A 15,411-nucleotide genomic window follows, 5' to 3' on the forward strand; every position below is an offset into this window, starting at 1 on the left:
AACCGCGCCCGCCTCGGTGCCGACCGCCGCGAGGCGGCGACGGAACAGGCCTCCTGGGCCGGAACCGGCATACCGGGCCAGGCCGTTGGCAGCCCGCGCCCCGCCGAGTTCCCCCGCGCGGAACGCCCGCACGCAGAACGCCCCGCTCAGCCCCAGGGCACCGCCGGCGCGTGGAACCCTCGGTCCTCCGAAGCCGGCGCCGCGGCAGGTGCCGCACCCGCCGGCAGGGCATCCGCCCCGGCGGCGCAGGCCGTCGGCCACAACGGCGATCGCTTCCGCTCGGCTGCCCCAGGGCACGGCGCCGCCGACCCGGGACACAGCCCGGCTGCCCCGGGGCGCGGCCCCGCTGCCCCGAACCATGGCGGGCCCCACGGGGTCGAAGACCCGACACAGCCGCCCGGCCAACTGCGGCCGCGGACGACGGTGGAACTGGTGGCCCTGGTGCAGCGCATCAGCGGACTGCACCAGCAAGGCGCCACACATGAGTCGGCGGCCATCGTGCGCCAGGTGGCCGTGATGATCACGCCGGAGGACGTGGCTCGGCTGGCCACCCTGCTCCAGGAGAACGGCCCGACGGGCTCCTCCACCTACCTGGCACGCTCGGTCTCCGCCGGCGCTCCGGAGCACGCGGCGGCCACACTCGCGGTACTGCGTCGCGACGGGATGATCGACGAGGCGGCCGACCTCTTCCACACGCTGTGGTCGGCGAGTTCGGCGGCCCTGCCGGCACTGCTGGCCGCCCTGGAACAGTCCGGCCAGTCAGCCGACGGCCAGACCCTGCTGTGGGAGCGCGCCTCCGCACCGGCAGAGGAACTCGCCGAGCTGGCACAGCACTTGAAGGCCGCCGGGCGGACCGACGATGTGCGCCACCTGCTGCGGCAGGCGGCAGGTCGGCCGATCAACGAGGTCGCCGCGATCGCCGGCGCGTTGAACGAAGAAACCGCGATGGAGCTGGTCGGCGAGCTGGTGCGGCTGCGATCCGCGAGCGACATCGGCAGGTTCGGCGCCGCGATCCAGGGGGCGACCGAGCTGTACGACACCCTGCTGTTCGCCGCCGACGACCTGGAGGAGAGCCGGGCCCGCAGCGTGTTCGCCGCGCTGCGCACCGGTGGGCTGCCGACCCAACCGGCGCCGCGTCCCCGCTCCCGGTCCCGCCAGCGCCGCTGACCTGCCGGTCGACGCTCGAAGCGCCGACCGTCGGACACCGGGCATCGGTGAACACCGCGGCTGTCGCCGCCCTGGCACAGGGAAAACGCCCCCGCCGGAAAAGCCACGGCTCCCGGCCTGCGAACTCGAATTCGCGGGCCGGGAGCCGGAGGTGATGCTCAGCCGGTGGGATGCACCGGGCGGTGCGGCGTCAGCAGCCGATCAGGCGGGCGCCCAGGTAGGACTTCACCTGGTCGAGCGACACACGCTCCTGCGCCATGGTGTCACGCTCGCGAACGGTCACCGCGTTGTCCTCGAGGGTGTCGAAGTCGACGGTGACGCAGAACGGCGTACCGATCTCGTCCTGGCGGCGGTAGCGCTTGCCGATCGCACCGGCGTCGTCGAACTCGACGTTCCAGGCGGAACGCAGGTCGGCGGCCAGGCCGCGGGCCTTCGGGGAGAGGTCGGCGTTGCGGGACAGCGGGAGCACCGCGACCTTGACCGGGGCCAGGCGCGGGTCGAGCCGCATGCCGACGCGCTTCTCCATGACGCCCTTGGCGTTCGGCGCCTCGTCCTCGAAGTAGGCGTCGATCAGGAAGGCCAGCATGGCGCGGTTAAGGCCGGCGGCGGGCTCGATGACGTACGGGTAGTACCGCTCGTTCGCGTCCTGGTCGAAGTACTTCAGGTCCTGGCCGGAGGCCTCGCTGTGCACCGTCAGGTCGTAGTCGGTGCGGTTGGCGAGACCCTCGAGCTCGGAGAACTCGCTACCGCCGAAGTTGAAGCGGTACTCGATGTCCACCGTGCGCTTGGCGTAGTGGGACAGCTTCTCCTTGGGGTGCTCGAAGAAGCGCATGTTCTCGGTGCGCAGACCGAGGTCCACGTACCAGTTCCAGCGCTGCTCGAGCCAGTACTCGTGCCAGGTCTCGTCCTCGCCCGGCTTGACGAAGAACTCCATCTCCATCTGCTCGAACTCGCGAGTGCGGAAGATGAAGTTGCCGGGCGTGATCTCGTTGCGGAAGCTCTTGCCGACCTGGGCGATGCCGAACGGCGGCTTCTTGCGCGAGGTGGTCTGCACGGCGCGGAAGTTGGTGAAGATGCCCTGCGCGGTCTCCGGGCGGAGGTAGGCCAGGCCGGACGCGTCCTCGGTGACACCGAGGTGCGTCTTCAGCATGCCCGAGAACTCCTTGGGCTCCGTGAAGGCGCCCTTGTTGCCGCAGTTCGGGCAGTTGATGTCGGCCAGGCCGTTGGCCGGGAGCTTCTTGTGCTTGGCCTCGTAGGCCTCTTCCAGGTGGTCGGCGCGGAAGCGCTTGTGACAGGAGAGGCACTCGGTCAGCGGGTCGTTGAAGGTGGCGACGTGGCCGGAGGCCTCCCAGACCTCGCGGGCGAGGATCACCGAGGAGTCGATACCGACGACATCCTCCCGAGCGGTGACCATCGCACGCCACCACTGGCGCTTGATGTTCTCCTTGAGCTCGACTCCCAGCGGACCGTAGTCCCAGGCGGCGCGAGTACCGCCGTAGATCTCGCTGCAGGGGTAGACGAAGCCACGGCGCTTGCTCAGGCTGACGATCGTGTCGATCTTGTCGGCGGCCACAGTGCTCTCTTCAGTACGACGGCACGGTCAGGGCGCGGCTGGTTGCGCGCGCCCGAAGAAACTCAGGGTACCGGGCATGCGGGGGCGGGATTCAACTCGATAGTGGCGCGGACAGGCGGCCGGGAGGCCGGATCGCAGTGAACAGCCGCGTACGTTCCGGCGTGTTGGCGCCGGTCACAGGTGCCGATTCCGGTCGCAACTCCGGCCCCGGCTCCGATCCCGCCCCGGGCCCCACTCCAGGTCCCGCGCCAGCCCAACCCGCGGGCGGCGCGCAGGCGGCGGACGGCGGCGCACGGGGCCGTCGGCACCGGCTCGCGGAAGGTCGCCGGGGTGGAAGTGTGACCCCGATCCCCCCGAACGCAAGTTGACAATCATTTCCACATAAGATGAGAATCGTTGTCATGAAGATTCGCCGCCTGTCGACCTCGATAGCCCTCACCGCCGCGACAGCGGTTGGCGCGCTCCTGCTGTCCGCCTGTGGCGGCACCAGCAGCGCGGCCGGTAGCGACGGCGGGAAGCTGAACGTGGTGGCGTCGTTCTACCCGATGGAGTTCCTGGCCCGGCAGATCGGCGGCGAGCACGTCAAGGTCACCGGCCTGACCGCCGCCGGCGTGGAGCCGCACGACTTGGAGCTGACGGCCAAGCAGGTCGCGGCCGTGCAGCGGGCCGACACCGCGATCTACCTCAAGGGCCTGCAGCCGACCGTGGACAAGGCCGTGGCGCAGACCCACCCCAAGCATGTGGTGGACGCCACCGCCGCCTCCCCGCTGGTGGACCACCACCTGGACGAGGGCACCAGCGAGGCCGACGGCCACGACGGCGAGCACGAGCACACCGACGCCGCCGGCGACCCGCACATCTGGCTGGACCCGACCCGGTACGCGGCGGTCGCGAAGAGCGTCGGCGCGGAACTCGCCCAGGTGGACCCGGCGAACGCCGCCGACTACCAGCGCAACACCGACCAGGTGGTCGCCCAACTGGCCGCCCTGGACCAGGAGTTCCGGGACGGCCTGCAGAACGTCAAGACCAAGACCTTCATCACCAGCCACGCCGCCTTCGGGTACCTCGCCGACCACTACGGCCTGAACCAGGTGGCGATCAACGGCGTCGACCCGGAGGCCGAGCCCACCCCGTCCCGGCTGGCCGCGATCCAGCGTGCCGCAAAGGACAACGGTGCGACCACCGTGTTCTTCGAGGCCCTGGTCAGTCCCAAGCTGGCCGACACCGTGGCTGCCGACCTCGGGCTGAAGACGGCCGTGCTCGACCCCCTGGAAGGGATCAAGGACCCGACCAAGAACGACTACTTCTCGGTCATGCGGCAGAACCTCGACAACCTGAAGGCCGCCCTCGGCGCGAGCTGACCGGTCCGAACGGCCCGACCGCCCAACCGGCGCACCGGCCAGCACGGACCACAGCGGCCACCCGAACCGACCCCACATCCGAACATCCGACCGACCCCACCCGACCGATCGACCCGAGACCAAGCGGCGCGAGCCGAGCGAGGAACACCATGAGTACTGTCATCTCCACGGCAGACTCCGACCGGCTGCGGCCGTCCTCCGGTGAGGACACCGGGCCGGCGGTCGTCAGCCTCCGGGGCGCGGTCGCCACCGTCGGTGGTCGGCCGGTGCTGCGCGGCGTCGATCTCACCGTCCGGCCGGGCGAAGTGGTGGCACTGCTGGGCGCCAACGGATCCGGCAAGTCCACCACCGTGAAGAGCGTCATAGGGTCGGTGCCGCTGGAGCAGGGCAGCCTGGAGCTGTTCGGGCGGCCGCTGCGCAGGTTCCGGGACTGGCACCGGATCGGGTACGTGCCGCAGCGCACCACCGCGGCCGGCGGGGTGCCGGCCACGGTCCGCGAGGTGGTCTCCACCGGTCGGCTGCCGCAGCACGGGCTGCTGCCGTTCCGTCGCAAGGACCGCGACGCGGTGGACCGGGCGCTGGCCTCCGTCGGCATGCTGGACCGGGCCGGCGACGGGGTGACCAACCTGTCCGGCGGGCAGCACCAGCGGGTGCTGATCGCCCGTGCCTTGGTCGGACTGCCCGACCTGTTGATCATGGACGAGCCGATGGCCGGCGTCGACGTGGACAGCCAGCAGGTACTCGCCGACATCCTGCGCAGCGAGGTGGAGCGCGGCTGCGCAGTGCTCCTGGTGCTGCACGAACTCGGCCCGCTGGAGCCGCTGATCGACCGGGCCGTGGTGCTGCGCGACGGCTGTGTCGCACACGACGGGCCGCCGCCGCGGGGCGTCGGCCAGCACGCGCTGCCCGGCCACGACCACGTCCACCCGCATGCGGACGACCACCACCGCACCACCCAGGGGCTGCTGGCATGATCGAGATGTTCCAACCCGACTTCATGCAGCGGGCCTTCCTCGCCGCCCTGCTGGTCGGCATCACCGCCCCCTCGGTCGGCATCTACCTGGTGCAGCGCCGCCAGGCGCTGATGGGCGACGGCATCGGGCACGTCGCGCTGACCGGTGTCGGCCTCGGCTTCCTGTTCCAGGCCAACCCGATCTGGATGGCCGTGCTGGTCTGCGTGCTCGGCGCGATCGTGATGGAGCTGGTCCGCGCGCGCGGCAACCAGCGCGGCGACATCGCCCTGGCGATGCTGTTCTACGGCGGCATGGCCGGCGGCAAGCTGCTGGTCTCGATGAGCAGCCAGGCCGGTTCCGGCAGCCTGGAGAGCTACCTGTGGGGCTCCATCCTCACCGTCTCCCCCGGCGACCTGGCGGTGATCGGCGGCCTGGCGGCCGTTGTCGTCGCGGTCACGGCGGGCCTGCGCCGCCAGCTGTTCGCGGTGTGCCAGGACGAGGAGTTCGCCCGGGTCACCGGCCTGCCGGTGCGGGTGCTCAACCTGCTGCTGGCGGTGATGGCCGCGGTCACCGTGACGGTCGCCATGCGGGTGGTCGGTCTGCTGCTGGTCAGCGCGCTGATGGTGGTCCCGGTCGCGGCGGCCCAGCAGCTGACGCGTTCCTTCGCGGCCACCCAGGCCGCCGCGGTGAGCGTCGGCGTGGTGACGGCCCTGCTCGGCGTCGGCACCTCCTACGAGGCCGACCTGCCCTCCGGCCCCACCATCGTGATCCTGGCCATCCTGGCCTTCGCCCTGTTCAGCGCGATCGCCGCGCCGCTGGCCAAGCGCCGACACCGGCACCGGGCCGCCGCCGAACACGGCCCGGCGGTCTGCGACGTCGCCCTGCCCGTCCAGAACCCGAATGCCCAGAGCCTGAGCGCCCAGAGCCTGAGCGCCGACGGCACAGAAGACGCAGCGGACACCACCCGCGCAGCAGCGGGCGCGGCGGTGAAGGCGCCGCTGTCGGGGGAGACGCTGTCAAGTCGGGGGCTGGCACAATGATGTGCGAAACCCAGCCGACCAGCAGGAGGACCCCGGTGACCACCGCAGGCCCGTCGCCGCGCGCGCGATCGACTCGGCAGCGCACCGCCGTCTCGGCGGTTCTGGACGAGATCGAGGATTTCCGCAGCGCGCAGGAACTGCACGACATGCTCAAGCACCGGGGCGACTCGGTGGGTCTGACCACCGTCTACCGGACGCTCCAGTCCCTCGCCGAGGCCGGTGAGGTGGACGTGCTGCGCACCGCCGAGGGCGAGGCGGTCTACCGTCGCTGCAGCAGCGGGCACCACCACCACCTGGTGTGCCGGCACTGCGGGGCGACCGTCGAGGTCGAGGGCCCGGCGGTCGAGCGCTGGGCCAACGCGGTCGCCGCCGAGCACGGCTTCAGCGACATCGCGCACACCCTGGAGATCTTCGGCACCTGCGGCGAGTGTGCCGCGAAGCAGCAGACGCCGCAGTAGCACCACTGCCCGCACAGCACCGAGGACACAGCACCGAGGGCCCGGATCGGAACAGTCCGATCCGGGCCCTCGCCGTCCACGGGCGAATGGCGGGCATCACACCCGCCTCCGCCCCGCCTTCACGCCACCGCCGCCCCGCGTCAGCGCTGCGGCGGCACCTCGGCGCCGGCGGCCGAGTCGTTGGGCATCGCCCCGCCGAAGCGGCGGTCGCGGCGGGCGTACTGCTCGCAGGCGCGCCACAGGTCACGGCGGTCGAAGTCGGGCCAGAGCACGTCCTGGAACACGAGCTCGGCGTACGCGGACTGCCAGGCCAGGAAGTTGGAGGTGCGCTGCTCGCCGCTGGGGCGCAGGAAGAGGTCCACGTCCGGCATGTCCGGGTAGTAGAGGTACTTCGCGAACAGCTTCTCGTTGACCTTCTCCGGGTTGAGCTTCCCGGCGGCCACGTCACGGGCGATGGCCAGGGCGGCATCGGCGATCTCGGCCCGGCCGCCGTAGTTGACGCAGAAGTACAGCGTCATGGCGTCGTTGTTCTTGGTCTGCTCCTGGGCGACCTGGAGTTCCTGGACGACGCTCTTCCACATCTTCGGCATCCGGCCGACCCAGCGGATCCGGATGCCCATGGCGTCCATCTCGTCGCGGCGGCGGCGGATGACGTCCCGGTTGAAGTTCATCAGGAACTTCACTTCTTCCGGTGAGCGCTTCCAGTTCTCGGTGGAGAAGGCGTACAGCGAGAGGTTCTTGACGCCGACCTCGAGGCAGCCGCGCAGCACGTCGAGGACGACGCCCTCGCCGACCTTGTGGCCCTCGGTGCGGGGCAGGCCGCGCTCCTTGGCCCAGCGGCCGTTGCCGTCCATGACCACCGCGACGTGGTTCGGGACCAGGTCGCCGGGGATCTTCGGCGGCTTCGCGCCGCTCGGATGCGGGGCGGGGACTTCGTACGTCCGCTGCTTGCTGCCGAACAGGCGTCGCGCGACCATGTTCACTTCTCCACGTATCTCATCGAGCGGATGCCCCGCTCCAAGTGCCACTGCAGGTAGGCGGCCACCAGCCCGCTGCCTTCGCGCCAGTACCGCGGTTCGCAGGAGTCGGCGGTCCGCCAGTCCCCGGACAGCAGCGCGCCGAGCAGTACCAGTGTCTCAGGGGAGGGTACGGCACTTCCGGGTACCCGGCAGTCGCCGCACAGCACACCGCCCGCCTGGAGGGAGAAGAACCGGTTGGGGCCGGGCAGTCCGCAGCGCGCGCAGTCGGTGAAGCTCGCGCCGTAGCCGTTGACGGCGAGCGAGCGCAGCAGGAAGGCGTCCAGCACCAGGTGCGACTGGTGGGTGCCGTCGGCCAGCGTGCGCAGGCCGCCGACCAGCAGCAGGTACTGCTGGACGGCGGGTTGGCCCTCGTTCTCGGCGAAGCGTTCGGCGGTCTCCAGCATCGCGGTGCCGGCGGTGTAGCGGGTGTAGTCGTCGACGATCCGGGCGCCGTAGGGGGCGAGGGTCTCCACCTGGGTGCACAACGGCAGGGTGCGGCCGACGAGTTCGCTGCCCCGGCTGAAGAACTGGATGTCGACGTGCGAGAACGGTTCGAGACGCGCGCCGAACTTCGACTTGGTCCGGCGCACGCCGCGCGCCACCGCCCGCACCTTGCCGTGCTGGCGGGTCAGGAAGGTGATGATCCGGTCGGCCTCGCCGAGCTTCTGGGTGCGCAGCACGATGCCGTCGTCGCGGAAGAGACTCATGGTGGTTCCCATTGTCCCGTACCCCACCGACAGCACGGCCGCGGACGACACCGGCGGACGGCAGGAACCCTCGGCGCGCAGCCGTGAGCCCGCACCGGGGCTGCAGGGCATTCACCCGTACGGTGCGGGACACGGCGGGCCCGGGAGGGGGGAGTACGGGCCCGGCTCAGTGGGAACAGCGGAACAGCGAAACGGACAGGACGACAAGGAAAGCCGAGGACCGCAGGGCGGAGCCGTCAGCGCGGGGCGCGGGTCGCGGCCTCCAGCAGTCGGTCGACCTGCGCGGTGCCGAGGTCGAGGCAGCGGCCGACCACGGCGAGCGCGGCCCGCTCCTGCGGGAGGTAGCGGCCGTCGGCGAGGGCGACCAGCGCGCCGAGGGTGAGGAGGCGTTCGCGGCCCTGGAGCATCAGGTGCGGGGCGAGCGGTTCGAGCGCGGCGTGCAGTTCGACGGCCAGGCCGCCGCCTTCGACGTCCACGTCGAGGGGGTCGCCGCCGCTGTGCCCGGAGAGTGCGGCGAGGGAGGCCAGCACCTGGGCCTCGCCGCAGTCGTCGAAGCCGGCTTCCTTGATGACGGCGCAGGCGACTTCGCGTCCGCTGCGGCTGCCGGTGCCGCCGGCGGCGAGCGCGGCCAGGGCGATGGTGTACTGGGCGTCGCGGAGCATCGCGCCGAGCCGGCCGGAGGTCAGCTGCTCCAGCGATTCGGTGCTGTGGCGGCCTCGGCAGGAGGTGCACTGGACGCTGCGGACCACCCCGCCGAGCGGCAGGACCGGGGTGCCGAACAACCGCAGCCACCGCCGGCCGTGCTGCCGACGGTAGTTGCGGTCCCCGCCGCAGCCCGGGCAGAAGAATTCACCGAGGACATCCGTCCGCCAGCGAGGGCGAACACCCCACAACCCTGTCACGGCGCCACTCCCCAGACATGGCAGGCGGCCTGCACGTCAACGGGCAGGTCACGCGACCGGACGCCGTGGTCGTCCCACCGACCTCGGTTCCGGTCCGTCGATGTTGCCACGGTTACCGGCTCGTGTCAGCACCCTGAACGGGTGCCGAGGGGAAAATTTGTGACCGGGGACACACCCTCCGAGCGCGGCCCCGACGTTACCTGACGGTACGTCAGCAAGCCACTCTGCGCGGCCTGTTGGCCACAGGTCGGGCCGCGCGGCGCGCCGCCCGACCGACGGCGGGTCAGTCGCGCTGTGCGGCCCGACCGACGGCGGGTCAGTCGCGCTGTGCGGCCCGACCGACGGCGGGTCAGTCGCGCTGTGCGGCCCGGTTGACGGCGCTGACCAGAGCCTTCAGCGAGGCCAGCACGGTGTTGCCGTCGATGCCCACGCCCCACAGCACCTTGTCGCCCACGGCGCACTCGACGTACGCGGCGGCCTGCGCGTCGCCGCCCTCGCTCAGCGCGTGCTCGGCGTAGTCCAGGACGCGGACGTCGATGCCGATCGAGGCCAGCGCGTGCACGAAGGCGGAGACCGGTCCGTTGCCGGTGCCGGTCAGGGTGACGGGGGTGCCGTCGACGACCGCCTCGGTGGACAGCGCGTCGCGGCCGTCCTCGGTGGTCAGGCTGCGGGAGCCGCTCAGCGAGATCCGGCCCCACGGGTTGGCGGGGGTGGGCAGGTACTCGTCCTGGAAGACCGCCCAGATGTCGCCGGGGGTGACCTCGCCGCCCTCGGCGTCGGTCTTGGCCTGGATGATCTTCGAGAACTCGATCTGCATCCGGCGCGGCAGGTCCAGCTTGTGGTCGTTCTTCAGCACGTAGGCGATGCCGCCCTTGCCGGACTGCGAGTTGACCCGGATGACCGCTTCGTAGCTGCGGCCGACGTCCTTCGGGTCGATCGGCAGGTAGGGCACGCCCCAGGTGTACTCGCCGACCGGGACGCCGGCTGCGGCGGCGTCGGCCTCCAGGGCGTCGAAGCCCTTCTTGATGGCGTCCTGGTGCGAACCGGAGAAGGAGGTGAAGACCAGGTCGCCGGCGTAGGGGTGGCGCTCGGGCACTGGCATCTGATTGCAGTACTCGGCGGTGCGGCGGATCTCGTCGATGTCGGAGAAGTCGATCATCGGGTCGACGCCCTGCGAGAACAGGTTCATCCCGACGTTGACCAGGTCCAGGTTGCCGGTGCGCTCGCCCTGGCCGAACAGGCAGCCCTCGACCCGGTCGGCGCCGGCCATCACGGCCAGCTCGGCGGAGGCGACGCCGGTGCCGCGGTCGTTGTGCGGGTGCGCGGACACGCAGACGAACTCGCGGCGCGACAGGTTGCGCGACATCCACTCGATCTTGTCGGCGTAGACGTTCGGGGTGGACCGCTCGACGGTGGTCGGCAGGTTCAGGATGATCTCGCGGCCCTCGCCGGGCTGCCAGACGTCCATCACCGCCTCGCAGACCTCCAGCGCGTAGTCCAGCTCGGTGTCGATGAAGATCTCCGGCGAGTACTCGTAGCCGAAGACGGTCTCGTCGCCCAGGATCTTCTCGGCGTACTCCATCACCAGCCGGGTGCCGTCGGTCGCGATGGCCTTGATCTCGTCCTTGCTCGCCTTGAACACCACCCGGCGGAACATCGGCGAGGTGGCGTTGTACAGGTGGACGGTGGCCCGCGGGGCGCCCTTCAGCGACTCCACGGTGCGCTCGATCAGGTCCTCGCGGGCCTGGGTCAGCACCGAGATGGTGACGTCCTCGGGGATCGCGTCCTCTTCGATCAGCGAGCGGACGAAGTTGAAGTCGGTGGCGCCGGAGGACGGGAAGCCGACCTCGATCTCCTTGTAGCCCAGCTTCACCAGCAGGTCGAACATCTTGCGCTTGCGGGCCGGCGACATCGGGTCGATCAGGGCCTGGTTGCCGTCCCGCAGGTCGGTGGACAGCCAGCGCGGGGCCTGGGTGATCACCTTGCTCGGCCAGGTGCGGTCCGGCAGGTCCACGGTGCCGAAGGGTACGTACCGCCGGAACGGCATCCCCGAGGGCTTCTGCTGCACGCTCGCGGCGGTGATCGGGGTGGGACGGTCGACGAACGCTCGGGCGACGGAGGACTGTTCGGTCATGGCTGGGGCTCTCGGCTTCCCTTGTCGAAGGCGGTCTGCGGTCGGGGGATCAGGACACCCGACTCGGCCGACTCGATGCGCCGCGACAGCTGGTGCTGAGCGCAACACGGCTCCCCGCGACGAGGGGGCCGGCCTTCACTGGACTACAGGCCCTCGCCGCGGCAGCTAAGAAGAAGCAGCCGGATACGCATGATGTCGTCACTGTAACCCGGGCGGCGACCCGGCCGCAGTGACCACCGCCACGATCCCACCCAGTGAGACGGCGTCCGGCTGCCGGACCTGCCCGGGACAACGGATCCGGAACAGCTGCCCGACCGGTGCGGCAAGTTGGTGAAAAGCCTCGGCAAACCCGTTCGCCGCGCTGCACACTGACATCCATGCGTATCCAGGTCACCCGCACCGGCGGGTTCGCCGGCCTGCTCCGGTATGCCGAGATGGACACCGAGGAGCGCCCGGACGCCCCGCACGTGCACGCGCTGGCGCGCGAGGCGATGGCCGGCGGGCTGCGCGCGCCCGCGTACGGCGTGCCCGACGGCTTCCACTACGAGATCACCGTCGACGGCCGCACCGTCCACTGCGCGGACCCCGAACTGACCGACTCCCAGCGCGAGTTGGTCAGCCTGATCCTCCGCGAAGGCGCCTGACGACCGCCACCCCGACGCCCCGCGGCCCGGGGCGGCTCACAGCCAGCCGTCCAGCGAGGCCAGGAACCCGGCCGGGTCGTCCCGGTGGATGCAGTGGCCGGCGCCCGCGACGGTGCGCACCTCGAAGCCGCGGCGGCGCAGCTCCGCGGCCTCCTCGGGCGTCACCAGCACGCTGGGGTCGGCGAGCTGGACCAGCGAGGGGACGGCGGGAGCGCCCGGCAGCACGGACAGTTCGGGGTGCCCCCACAGGCCGACGGCGGTGTCGCTGTCCCAGACGGCGAGGCCGGCGAGTTCGGCGTCCACGTCCTCCTCGGCCCAGCCGGGGTGCATGGTGGTGATGAACTGCCGGGTCCCGAAGCGCTTGAAGCCGACGAACGGCTCCGGCCCGAGCCCGGGGCGGTCGTAGACGAACGCGGGGTCGCTGTAGACGGCGCGTTCCGGCTTGAGCCGGTCCACGGCCCGCCACAGCGCGAGCGCGCCCATCGAGTGGCCGATGGCCAGCGCGGCCCCGGCGGGCAGGGTGTCGGCGAGGTCCTCGGCGAACTGCTCGGGCCCGTACCGGTCGGCGGGGGTGGCGCCCTCGCCGCGCGGCGAGGCGCCGTGGCCGCGCAGGTCCACGCCGATCACCCGGTAGCCGCGTTCGGCGAGGGCGGGGCCGATCACCCGCCAGGTCCGGTGGTCGGACTGGATGCCGTGGATCAGCAGGGCGGTCCGGTCGCCCCCGCCCCACTCGTGGGTGTGCAGTTTCACGACCGGCCCTCCCCTGTCCGCCTGTTCGGCCCTGCCCGGCTCGGTCCGCCCGGTCGGCCCCGCTCGGCGGCCCGGTGTCCCGTCAGAAGCCGAGCTTACGCAGCTGCTTGGGGTCGCGCTGCCAGTCCTTGGCGACCTTGACGTGCAGGTCCAGGTAGACCGGGGTGCCGAGCAGCGCCTCGATCTGCTTGCGGGCGGTGGTGCCGACGTGCTTGAGCCGGGAGCCCTTGGCGCCGATCACGATGGCCTTCTGGCTCTGCCGCTCGATGTACACGTTGGCGTGGATGTCCAGCAGCGGACGGTCGGCGGGCCGGCCCTCGCGCGGGATCATCTCCTCGACCACCACGGCCAGCGAGTGCGGCAGCTCGTCGCGCACGCCCTCCAGCGCGGCCTCCCGGATCAGCTCGGCGACCATGATCTGCTCGGGCTCGTCGGTGAGGTCGCCGTCCGGGTACAGCGGCATGCCTTCGGGCAGCAGCTTGGTCAGCAGGTCCGCGACCAGGTCCACCTGCTTGTCGCCGACGGCGGAGACGGGGATGATCTCGGCCCACTCGATGCCGAGCTCGGCGCCCAGCTGCTGGACGGCGATCAGCTGCTCGGCGAGCCGCTTGGAGTCGACCAGGTCGGTCTTGGTGACCAGCGCCACCTTCGGGGTGGACTTCTTGATCTCGGCGAGTTCCTTGGCGATGAACTTGTCGCCGGGGCCGAGCTTCTGGTCGGCGGGCACGCAGAAGCCGATCACGTCGACCTCCGCCCAGGTGCTGCGGACCAGGTCGTTGAGGCGCTCGCCGAGCAGCGTGCGGGGCTTGTGCAGGCCGGGAGTGTCGACCAGCACGAGCTGGGCGTCGGGGCGGTGCACGATGCCGCGCACGGTGTGCCGGGTGGTCTGCGGGCGGTCGGAGGTGATCGCGACCTTCGTCCCGACCAGGGCGTTGGTCAGGGTCGACTTGCCCGCGTTGGGACGGCCGACGAAGCACGCGAACCCGGAGCGGTACGGGGAGGAAGGGGCATTCATGGCACCCATTGTCCCCGATCCGCCGGGGCGACCCGGCCATCGGGGGTTCAGCCGGCCTTCTTCTTCCCGCCGCCCACGATGCCGCCGACCAGGACCAGGGCGAGCAGCACCAGGGTGCCGGCCAGCCACCACGGGGATCCGGTCTCGTGCCAGCGGCCGAAGCCCATGACGCACAGCAGCAGTCCGCAGAAGAACGCGGCGATCCCCATGACCCCTCCCCCCACCGGGAAACCCCCCGGCCGATGCGATTATCGCATCGGCCGGGGGGTTGTCCAGGGCCGCGAACGCCGCGCCCGGCCGGGCCTCAGCGCGCCTCGGCGGCGACCTTCAGCGTCCCGTCGGGTCCGGCCAGCAGCAGCGGGGTTCCGGCCCCGCCCAAGTCCCGCACGGCCGCCAGGTCGGCTGCCGCGGGCTCGTCCGCGGCCGAGACCACGGCGGCCGCCTCCAGGCCCTTCGCCCCGCTGGCCACGGCCATCGCCACCGCCGTCTGCACCGCGCTGAGCTGCAGCGACTCCAGCGCGACCGTCCCGGCCACGTAGGTGCGGCCGGTCTCGTCGCGGACCGCGGCGCCCTCGGCCACGCCGTTGCGGGCGCGGGCCGAGCGAGCCAGCGTGATGATCTTCTTGTCCTCGGGGTCCAGCTCGGAAATCTCGGTCATGGCCCGAGCATAGGTGCCCCACCGGCGCGCCAGCCAGGGTGTCCCGACCCTCGGCCATTCACCGGCTCACCCCTTGAACAGCGCCCCTCGCCGGCGGCTCAGTCCTTGAGCAGCGCACCCTCGCCGGCCGGCACGAACTCCGCCAGCGCCGCGTCGATCCGGGCCAGCGCGGCGTCGTCCAGGACCAGCTCCGCGGCCGCCTGGTTCTCCACGATGTGCGCCGGGGTCCGGCTGCCGGGGATCGGCACCACGTGGTCGTCCTGCCGCAGCAGCCAGGCCAGCGCCAACTGGCCGGGAGTGACGCCCAGTTCGGCGGCGATCGCGCGCACCGGGGCGTACCGGTCGTTGTTCGCCGCCAGGTTCTCGGCGGAGAACCGGGCGATGTTCTGCCGGAAGTCACCCTCGGCGACCTGCTGCACGGAGCCGGTCAGGAAGCCGCCGCCGAGCGGGCTCCAGGCCACCACGCCGACGCCCAGTTCGCGGGTGGCGGCCAGCAGCTCCGGGTCGATCGGCTGCCACATCGACCACTGCACCTGCACCGCCGCCACCGGGTGCACCGCGTGCGCGGCGCGCAGCTGCGCGGCCGTCACGTTGGAGAGCCCGAGGTGCCGCACCAGCCCGGCCGCGACGAGTTCGGCGACCGCGCCGACGGTGTCCTCGAACGGCACCTGCGGGTCCGGGAAGTGCGGGTAGTACAGGTCGATCACGTCGGTGCCGAGGTTGCGCAGCGACTGCTCCGCGTAGCCGCGCACGTACTTGGGCTCGCAGTTCACCGCCAGCTCCTCGAACGCGAAGTGCACCGGGAAGCGGTGCGCCTCGGCGCCCTCCGGGATGCAGAGGCCGAACTTGGTGGCCAGCACCACCTCGTCGCGCCGGCCCGCCAGGGCGCGGCCGATCAGCTGCTCGTTGTGCCCGCGGCCGTAGCCGTCCGCGGTGTCGATCATCCGGGCGCCGGCGTCGACGGCGGCGTGCAGGGCGGCCTGTCCGCGCTGCTCGTCGATCTCGCCGTACACACCGGGCGAGAGCACCA

The 15,411-nt window shown here is 71.6% G+C and carries 16 protein-coding genes; 6 read left to right on the forward strand and 10 right to left on the reverse strand.

All coding sequences use genetic code 11. The features are described 5' to 3' along the window. Positions 1-432 precede the first annotated feature (432 nt). Complete coding sequence (locus IEZ12_RS01795) at positions 433-1,167, forward strand: hypothetical protein (RefSeq protein WP_189270419.1); 735 nt, start codon at positions 433-435, stop codon at positions 1,165-1,167. Positions 1,168-1,357: 190 nt separating this feature from the next. On the opposite strand, the gene IEZ12_RS01800 is transcribed toward IEZ12_RS01795, so the two are convergent. Further along, entirely contained in the window at positions 1,358-2,740 is a 1,383-nt protein-coding gene (locus tag IEZ12_RS01800) for a glycine--tRNA ligase (protein ID WP_043913898.1), read from the reverse strand. 401 nt (positions 2,741-3,141) lie between these two features. Here IEZ12_RS01800 and IEZ12_RS01805 point away from each other — a divergent pair, with 401 nt between their 5' ends. The 4 genes from IEZ12_RS01805 to IEZ12_RS01820 all read left to right on the forward strand — a co-directional run bounded on the left by IEZ12_RS01805 (position 3,142) and on the right by IEZ12_RS01820 (position 6,552). Further along, the gene (locus IEZ12_RS01805; RefSeq protein ID WP_189270420.1) at positions 3,142-4,101 is read left to right on the forward strand and encodes a metal ABC transporter substrate-binding protein; all 960 of its coding nucleotides are present in this window, start codon (positions 3,142-3,144) and stop codon (positions 4,099-4,101) included. A gap of 149 nt (positions 4,102-4,250) precedes the next feature. After that, entirely contained in the window at positions 4,251-5,075 is an 825-nt protein-coding gene (locus IEZ12_RS01810) for a metal ABC transporter ATP-binding protein (RefSeq protein ID WP_229847144.1), read from the forward strand. After that, on the forward strand, positions 5,072-6,094 hold the full coding sequence (locus IEZ12_RS01815) for a metal ABC transporter permease (protein ID WP_189270421.1): 1,023 nt from the start codon (positions 5,072-5,074) through the stop codon (positions 6,092-6,094). The genes IEZ12_RS01810 and IEZ12_RS01815 overlap by 4 nt, the downstream gene beginning before the upstream one ends. 35 nt (positions 6,095-6,129) lie before the next feature. Next, positions 6,130-6,552, forward strand: coding sequence for a Fur family transcriptional regulator (locus IEZ12_RS01820; protein WP_043913902.1), 423 nt, complete (start codon positions 6,130-6,132; stop codon positions 6,550-6,552). A gap of 140 nt (positions 6,553-6,692) precedes the next feature. On the opposite strand, the gene IEZ12_RS01825 is transcribed toward IEZ12_RS01820, so the two are convergent. The 4 genes from IEZ12_RS01825 to leuA all read right to left on the reverse strand — a co-directional run bounded on the left by IEZ12_RS01825 (position 6,693) and on the right by leuA (position 11,314). Beyond that, complete coding sequence (locus IEZ12_RS01825; RefSeq protein ID WP_189270422.1) at positions 6,693-7,529, reverse strand: isoprenyl transferase; 837 nt, start codon at positions 7,527-7,529, stop codon at positions 6,693-6,695. A 2-nt stretch (positions 7,530-7,531) separates the two neighbouring features. Beyond that, on the reverse strand, positions 7,532-8,278 hold the full coding sequence (recO, locus tag IEZ12_RS01830) for a DNA repair protein RecO (RefSeq protein ID WP_043913904.1): 747 nt from the start codon (positions 8,276-8,278) through the stop codon (positions 7,532-7,534). Between the two features lie 236 nt (positions 8,279-8,514). Then, complete coding sequence (locus IEZ12_RS01835; RefSeq protein ID WP_308430978.1) at positions 8,515-9,060, reverse strand: TerB family tellurite resistance protein; 546 nt, start codon at positions 9,058-9,060, stop codon at positions 8,515-8,517. A 469-nt stretch (positions 9,061-9,529) separates the two neighbouring features. Further along, complete coding sequence (gene leuA / locus IEZ12_RS01840; protein WP_043913907.1) at positions 9,530-11,314, reverse strand: 2-isopropylmalate synthase; 1,785 nt, start codon at positions 11,312-11,314, stop codon at positions 9,530-9,532. Between the two features lie 377 nt (positions 11,315-11,691). On the opposite strand from leuA, the gene IEZ12_RS01845 reads away from it, so the two are divergent. Continuing rightward, a complete protein-coding gene (locus IEZ12_RS01845) occupies positions 11,692-11,958 on the forward strand; it encodes a protealysin inhibitor emfourin (protein ID WP_043913909.1) in 267 nt (88 codons plus the stop codon). 36 nt (positions 11,959-11,994) lie between these two features. Here the strand turns inward: IEZ12_RS01845 and IEZ12_RS01850 are convergent, their stop codons facing one another. The 5 genes from IEZ12_RS01850 to IEZ12_RS01870 all read right to left on the reverse strand — a co-directional run bounded on the left by IEZ12_RS01850 (position 11,995) and on the right by IEZ12_RS01870 (position 15,409). Continuing rightward, entirely contained in the window at positions 11,995-12,708 is a 714-nt protein-coding gene (locus IEZ12_RS01850) for an alpha/beta fold hydrolase (RefSeq protein WP_189270424.1), read from the reverse strand. Positions 12,709-12,790: 82 nt separating this feature from the next. Further along, on the reverse strand, positions 12,791-13,723 hold the full coding sequence (gene era, locus IEZ12_RS01855; RefSeq protein WP_369880022.1) for a GTPase Era: 933 nt from the start codon (positions 13,721-13,723) through the stop codon (positions 12,791-12,793). A gap of 47 nt (positions 13,724-13,770) precedes the next feature. Continuing rightward, a complete protein-coding gene (locus IEZ12_RS01860; protein WP_157815492.1) occupies positions 13,771-13,932 on the reverse strand; it encodes a hypothetical protein in 162 nt (53 codons plus the stop codon). A gap of 95 nt (positions 13,933-14,027) precedes the next feature. Then, on the reverse strand, positions 14,028-14,381 hold the full coding sequence (locus IEZ12_RS01865; protein ID WP_189270425.1) for a cytidine deaminase-like protein: 354 nt from the start codon (positions 14,379-14,381) through the stop codon (positions 14,028-14,030). Positions 14,382-14,479: 98 nt separating this feature from the next. Next, positions 14,480-15,409 (reverse strand): aldo/keto reductase, encoded by a 930-nt coding sequence (locus tag IEZ12_RS01870; protein WP_373295426.1) that lies wholly within the window; start codon positions 15,407-15,409, stop codon positions 14,480-14,482. Between the last annotated feature and the right edge of the window lie 2 nt (positions 15,410-15,411).

Source organism: Kitasatospora griseola (assembly GCF_014648555.1).
GTDB lineage: Bacteria > Actinomycetota > Actinomycetes > Streptomycetales > Streptomycetaceae > Kitasatospora > Kitasatospora griseola.

What these genes read in the sequence shown, in the direction of transcription:
- IEZ12_RS01805 (WP_189270420.1), top strand. Translation starts at nt 3,142, where the DNA reads ATGAAGATTCGCCGCCTGTCGACCTCGATAGCCCTCACCGCCGCGACA.
- IEZ12_RS01810 (WP_229847144.1), top strand. Translation starts at nt 4,251, where the DNA reads ATGAGTACTGTCATCTCCACGGCAGACTCCGACCGGCTGCGGCCGTCC.
- IEZ12_RS01815 (WP_189270421.1), top strand. Translation starts at nt 5,072, where the DNA reads ATGATCGAGATGTTCCAACCCGACTTCATGCAGCGGGCCTTCCTCGCC.
- IEZ12_RS01825 (WP_189270422.1), bottom strand. Translation starts at nt 7,529, where the DNA reads ATGGTCGCGCGACGCCTGTTCGGCAGCAAGCAGCGGACGTACGAAGTC.
- recO (WP_043913904.1), bottom strand. Translation starts at nt 8,278, where the DNA reads ATGAGTCTCTTCCGCGACGACGGCATCGTGCTGCGCACCCAGAAGCTC.
- leuA (WP_043913907.1), bottom strand. Translation starts at nt 11,314, where the DNA reads ATGACCGAACAGTCCTCCGTCGCCCGAGCGTTCGTCGACCGTCCCACC.
- IEZ12_RS01845 (WP_043913909.1), top strand. Translation starts at nt 11,692, where the DNA reads ATGCGTATCCAGGTCACCCGCACCGGCGGGTTCGCCGGCCTGCTCCGG.
- era (WP_369880022.1), bottom strand. Translation starts at nt 13,723, where the DNA reads ATGAATGCCCCTTCCTCCCCGTACCGCTCCGGGTTCGCGTGCTTCGTC.
- IEZ12_RS01860 (WP_157815492.1), bottom strand. Translation starts at nt 13,932, where the DNA reads ATGGGGATCGCCGCGTTCTTCTGCGGACTGCTGCTGTGCGTCATGGGC.
- IEZ12_RS01865 (WP_189270425.1), bottom strand. Translation starts at nt 14,381, where the DNA reads ATGACCGAGATTTCCGAGCTGGACCCCGAGGACAAGAAGATCATCACG.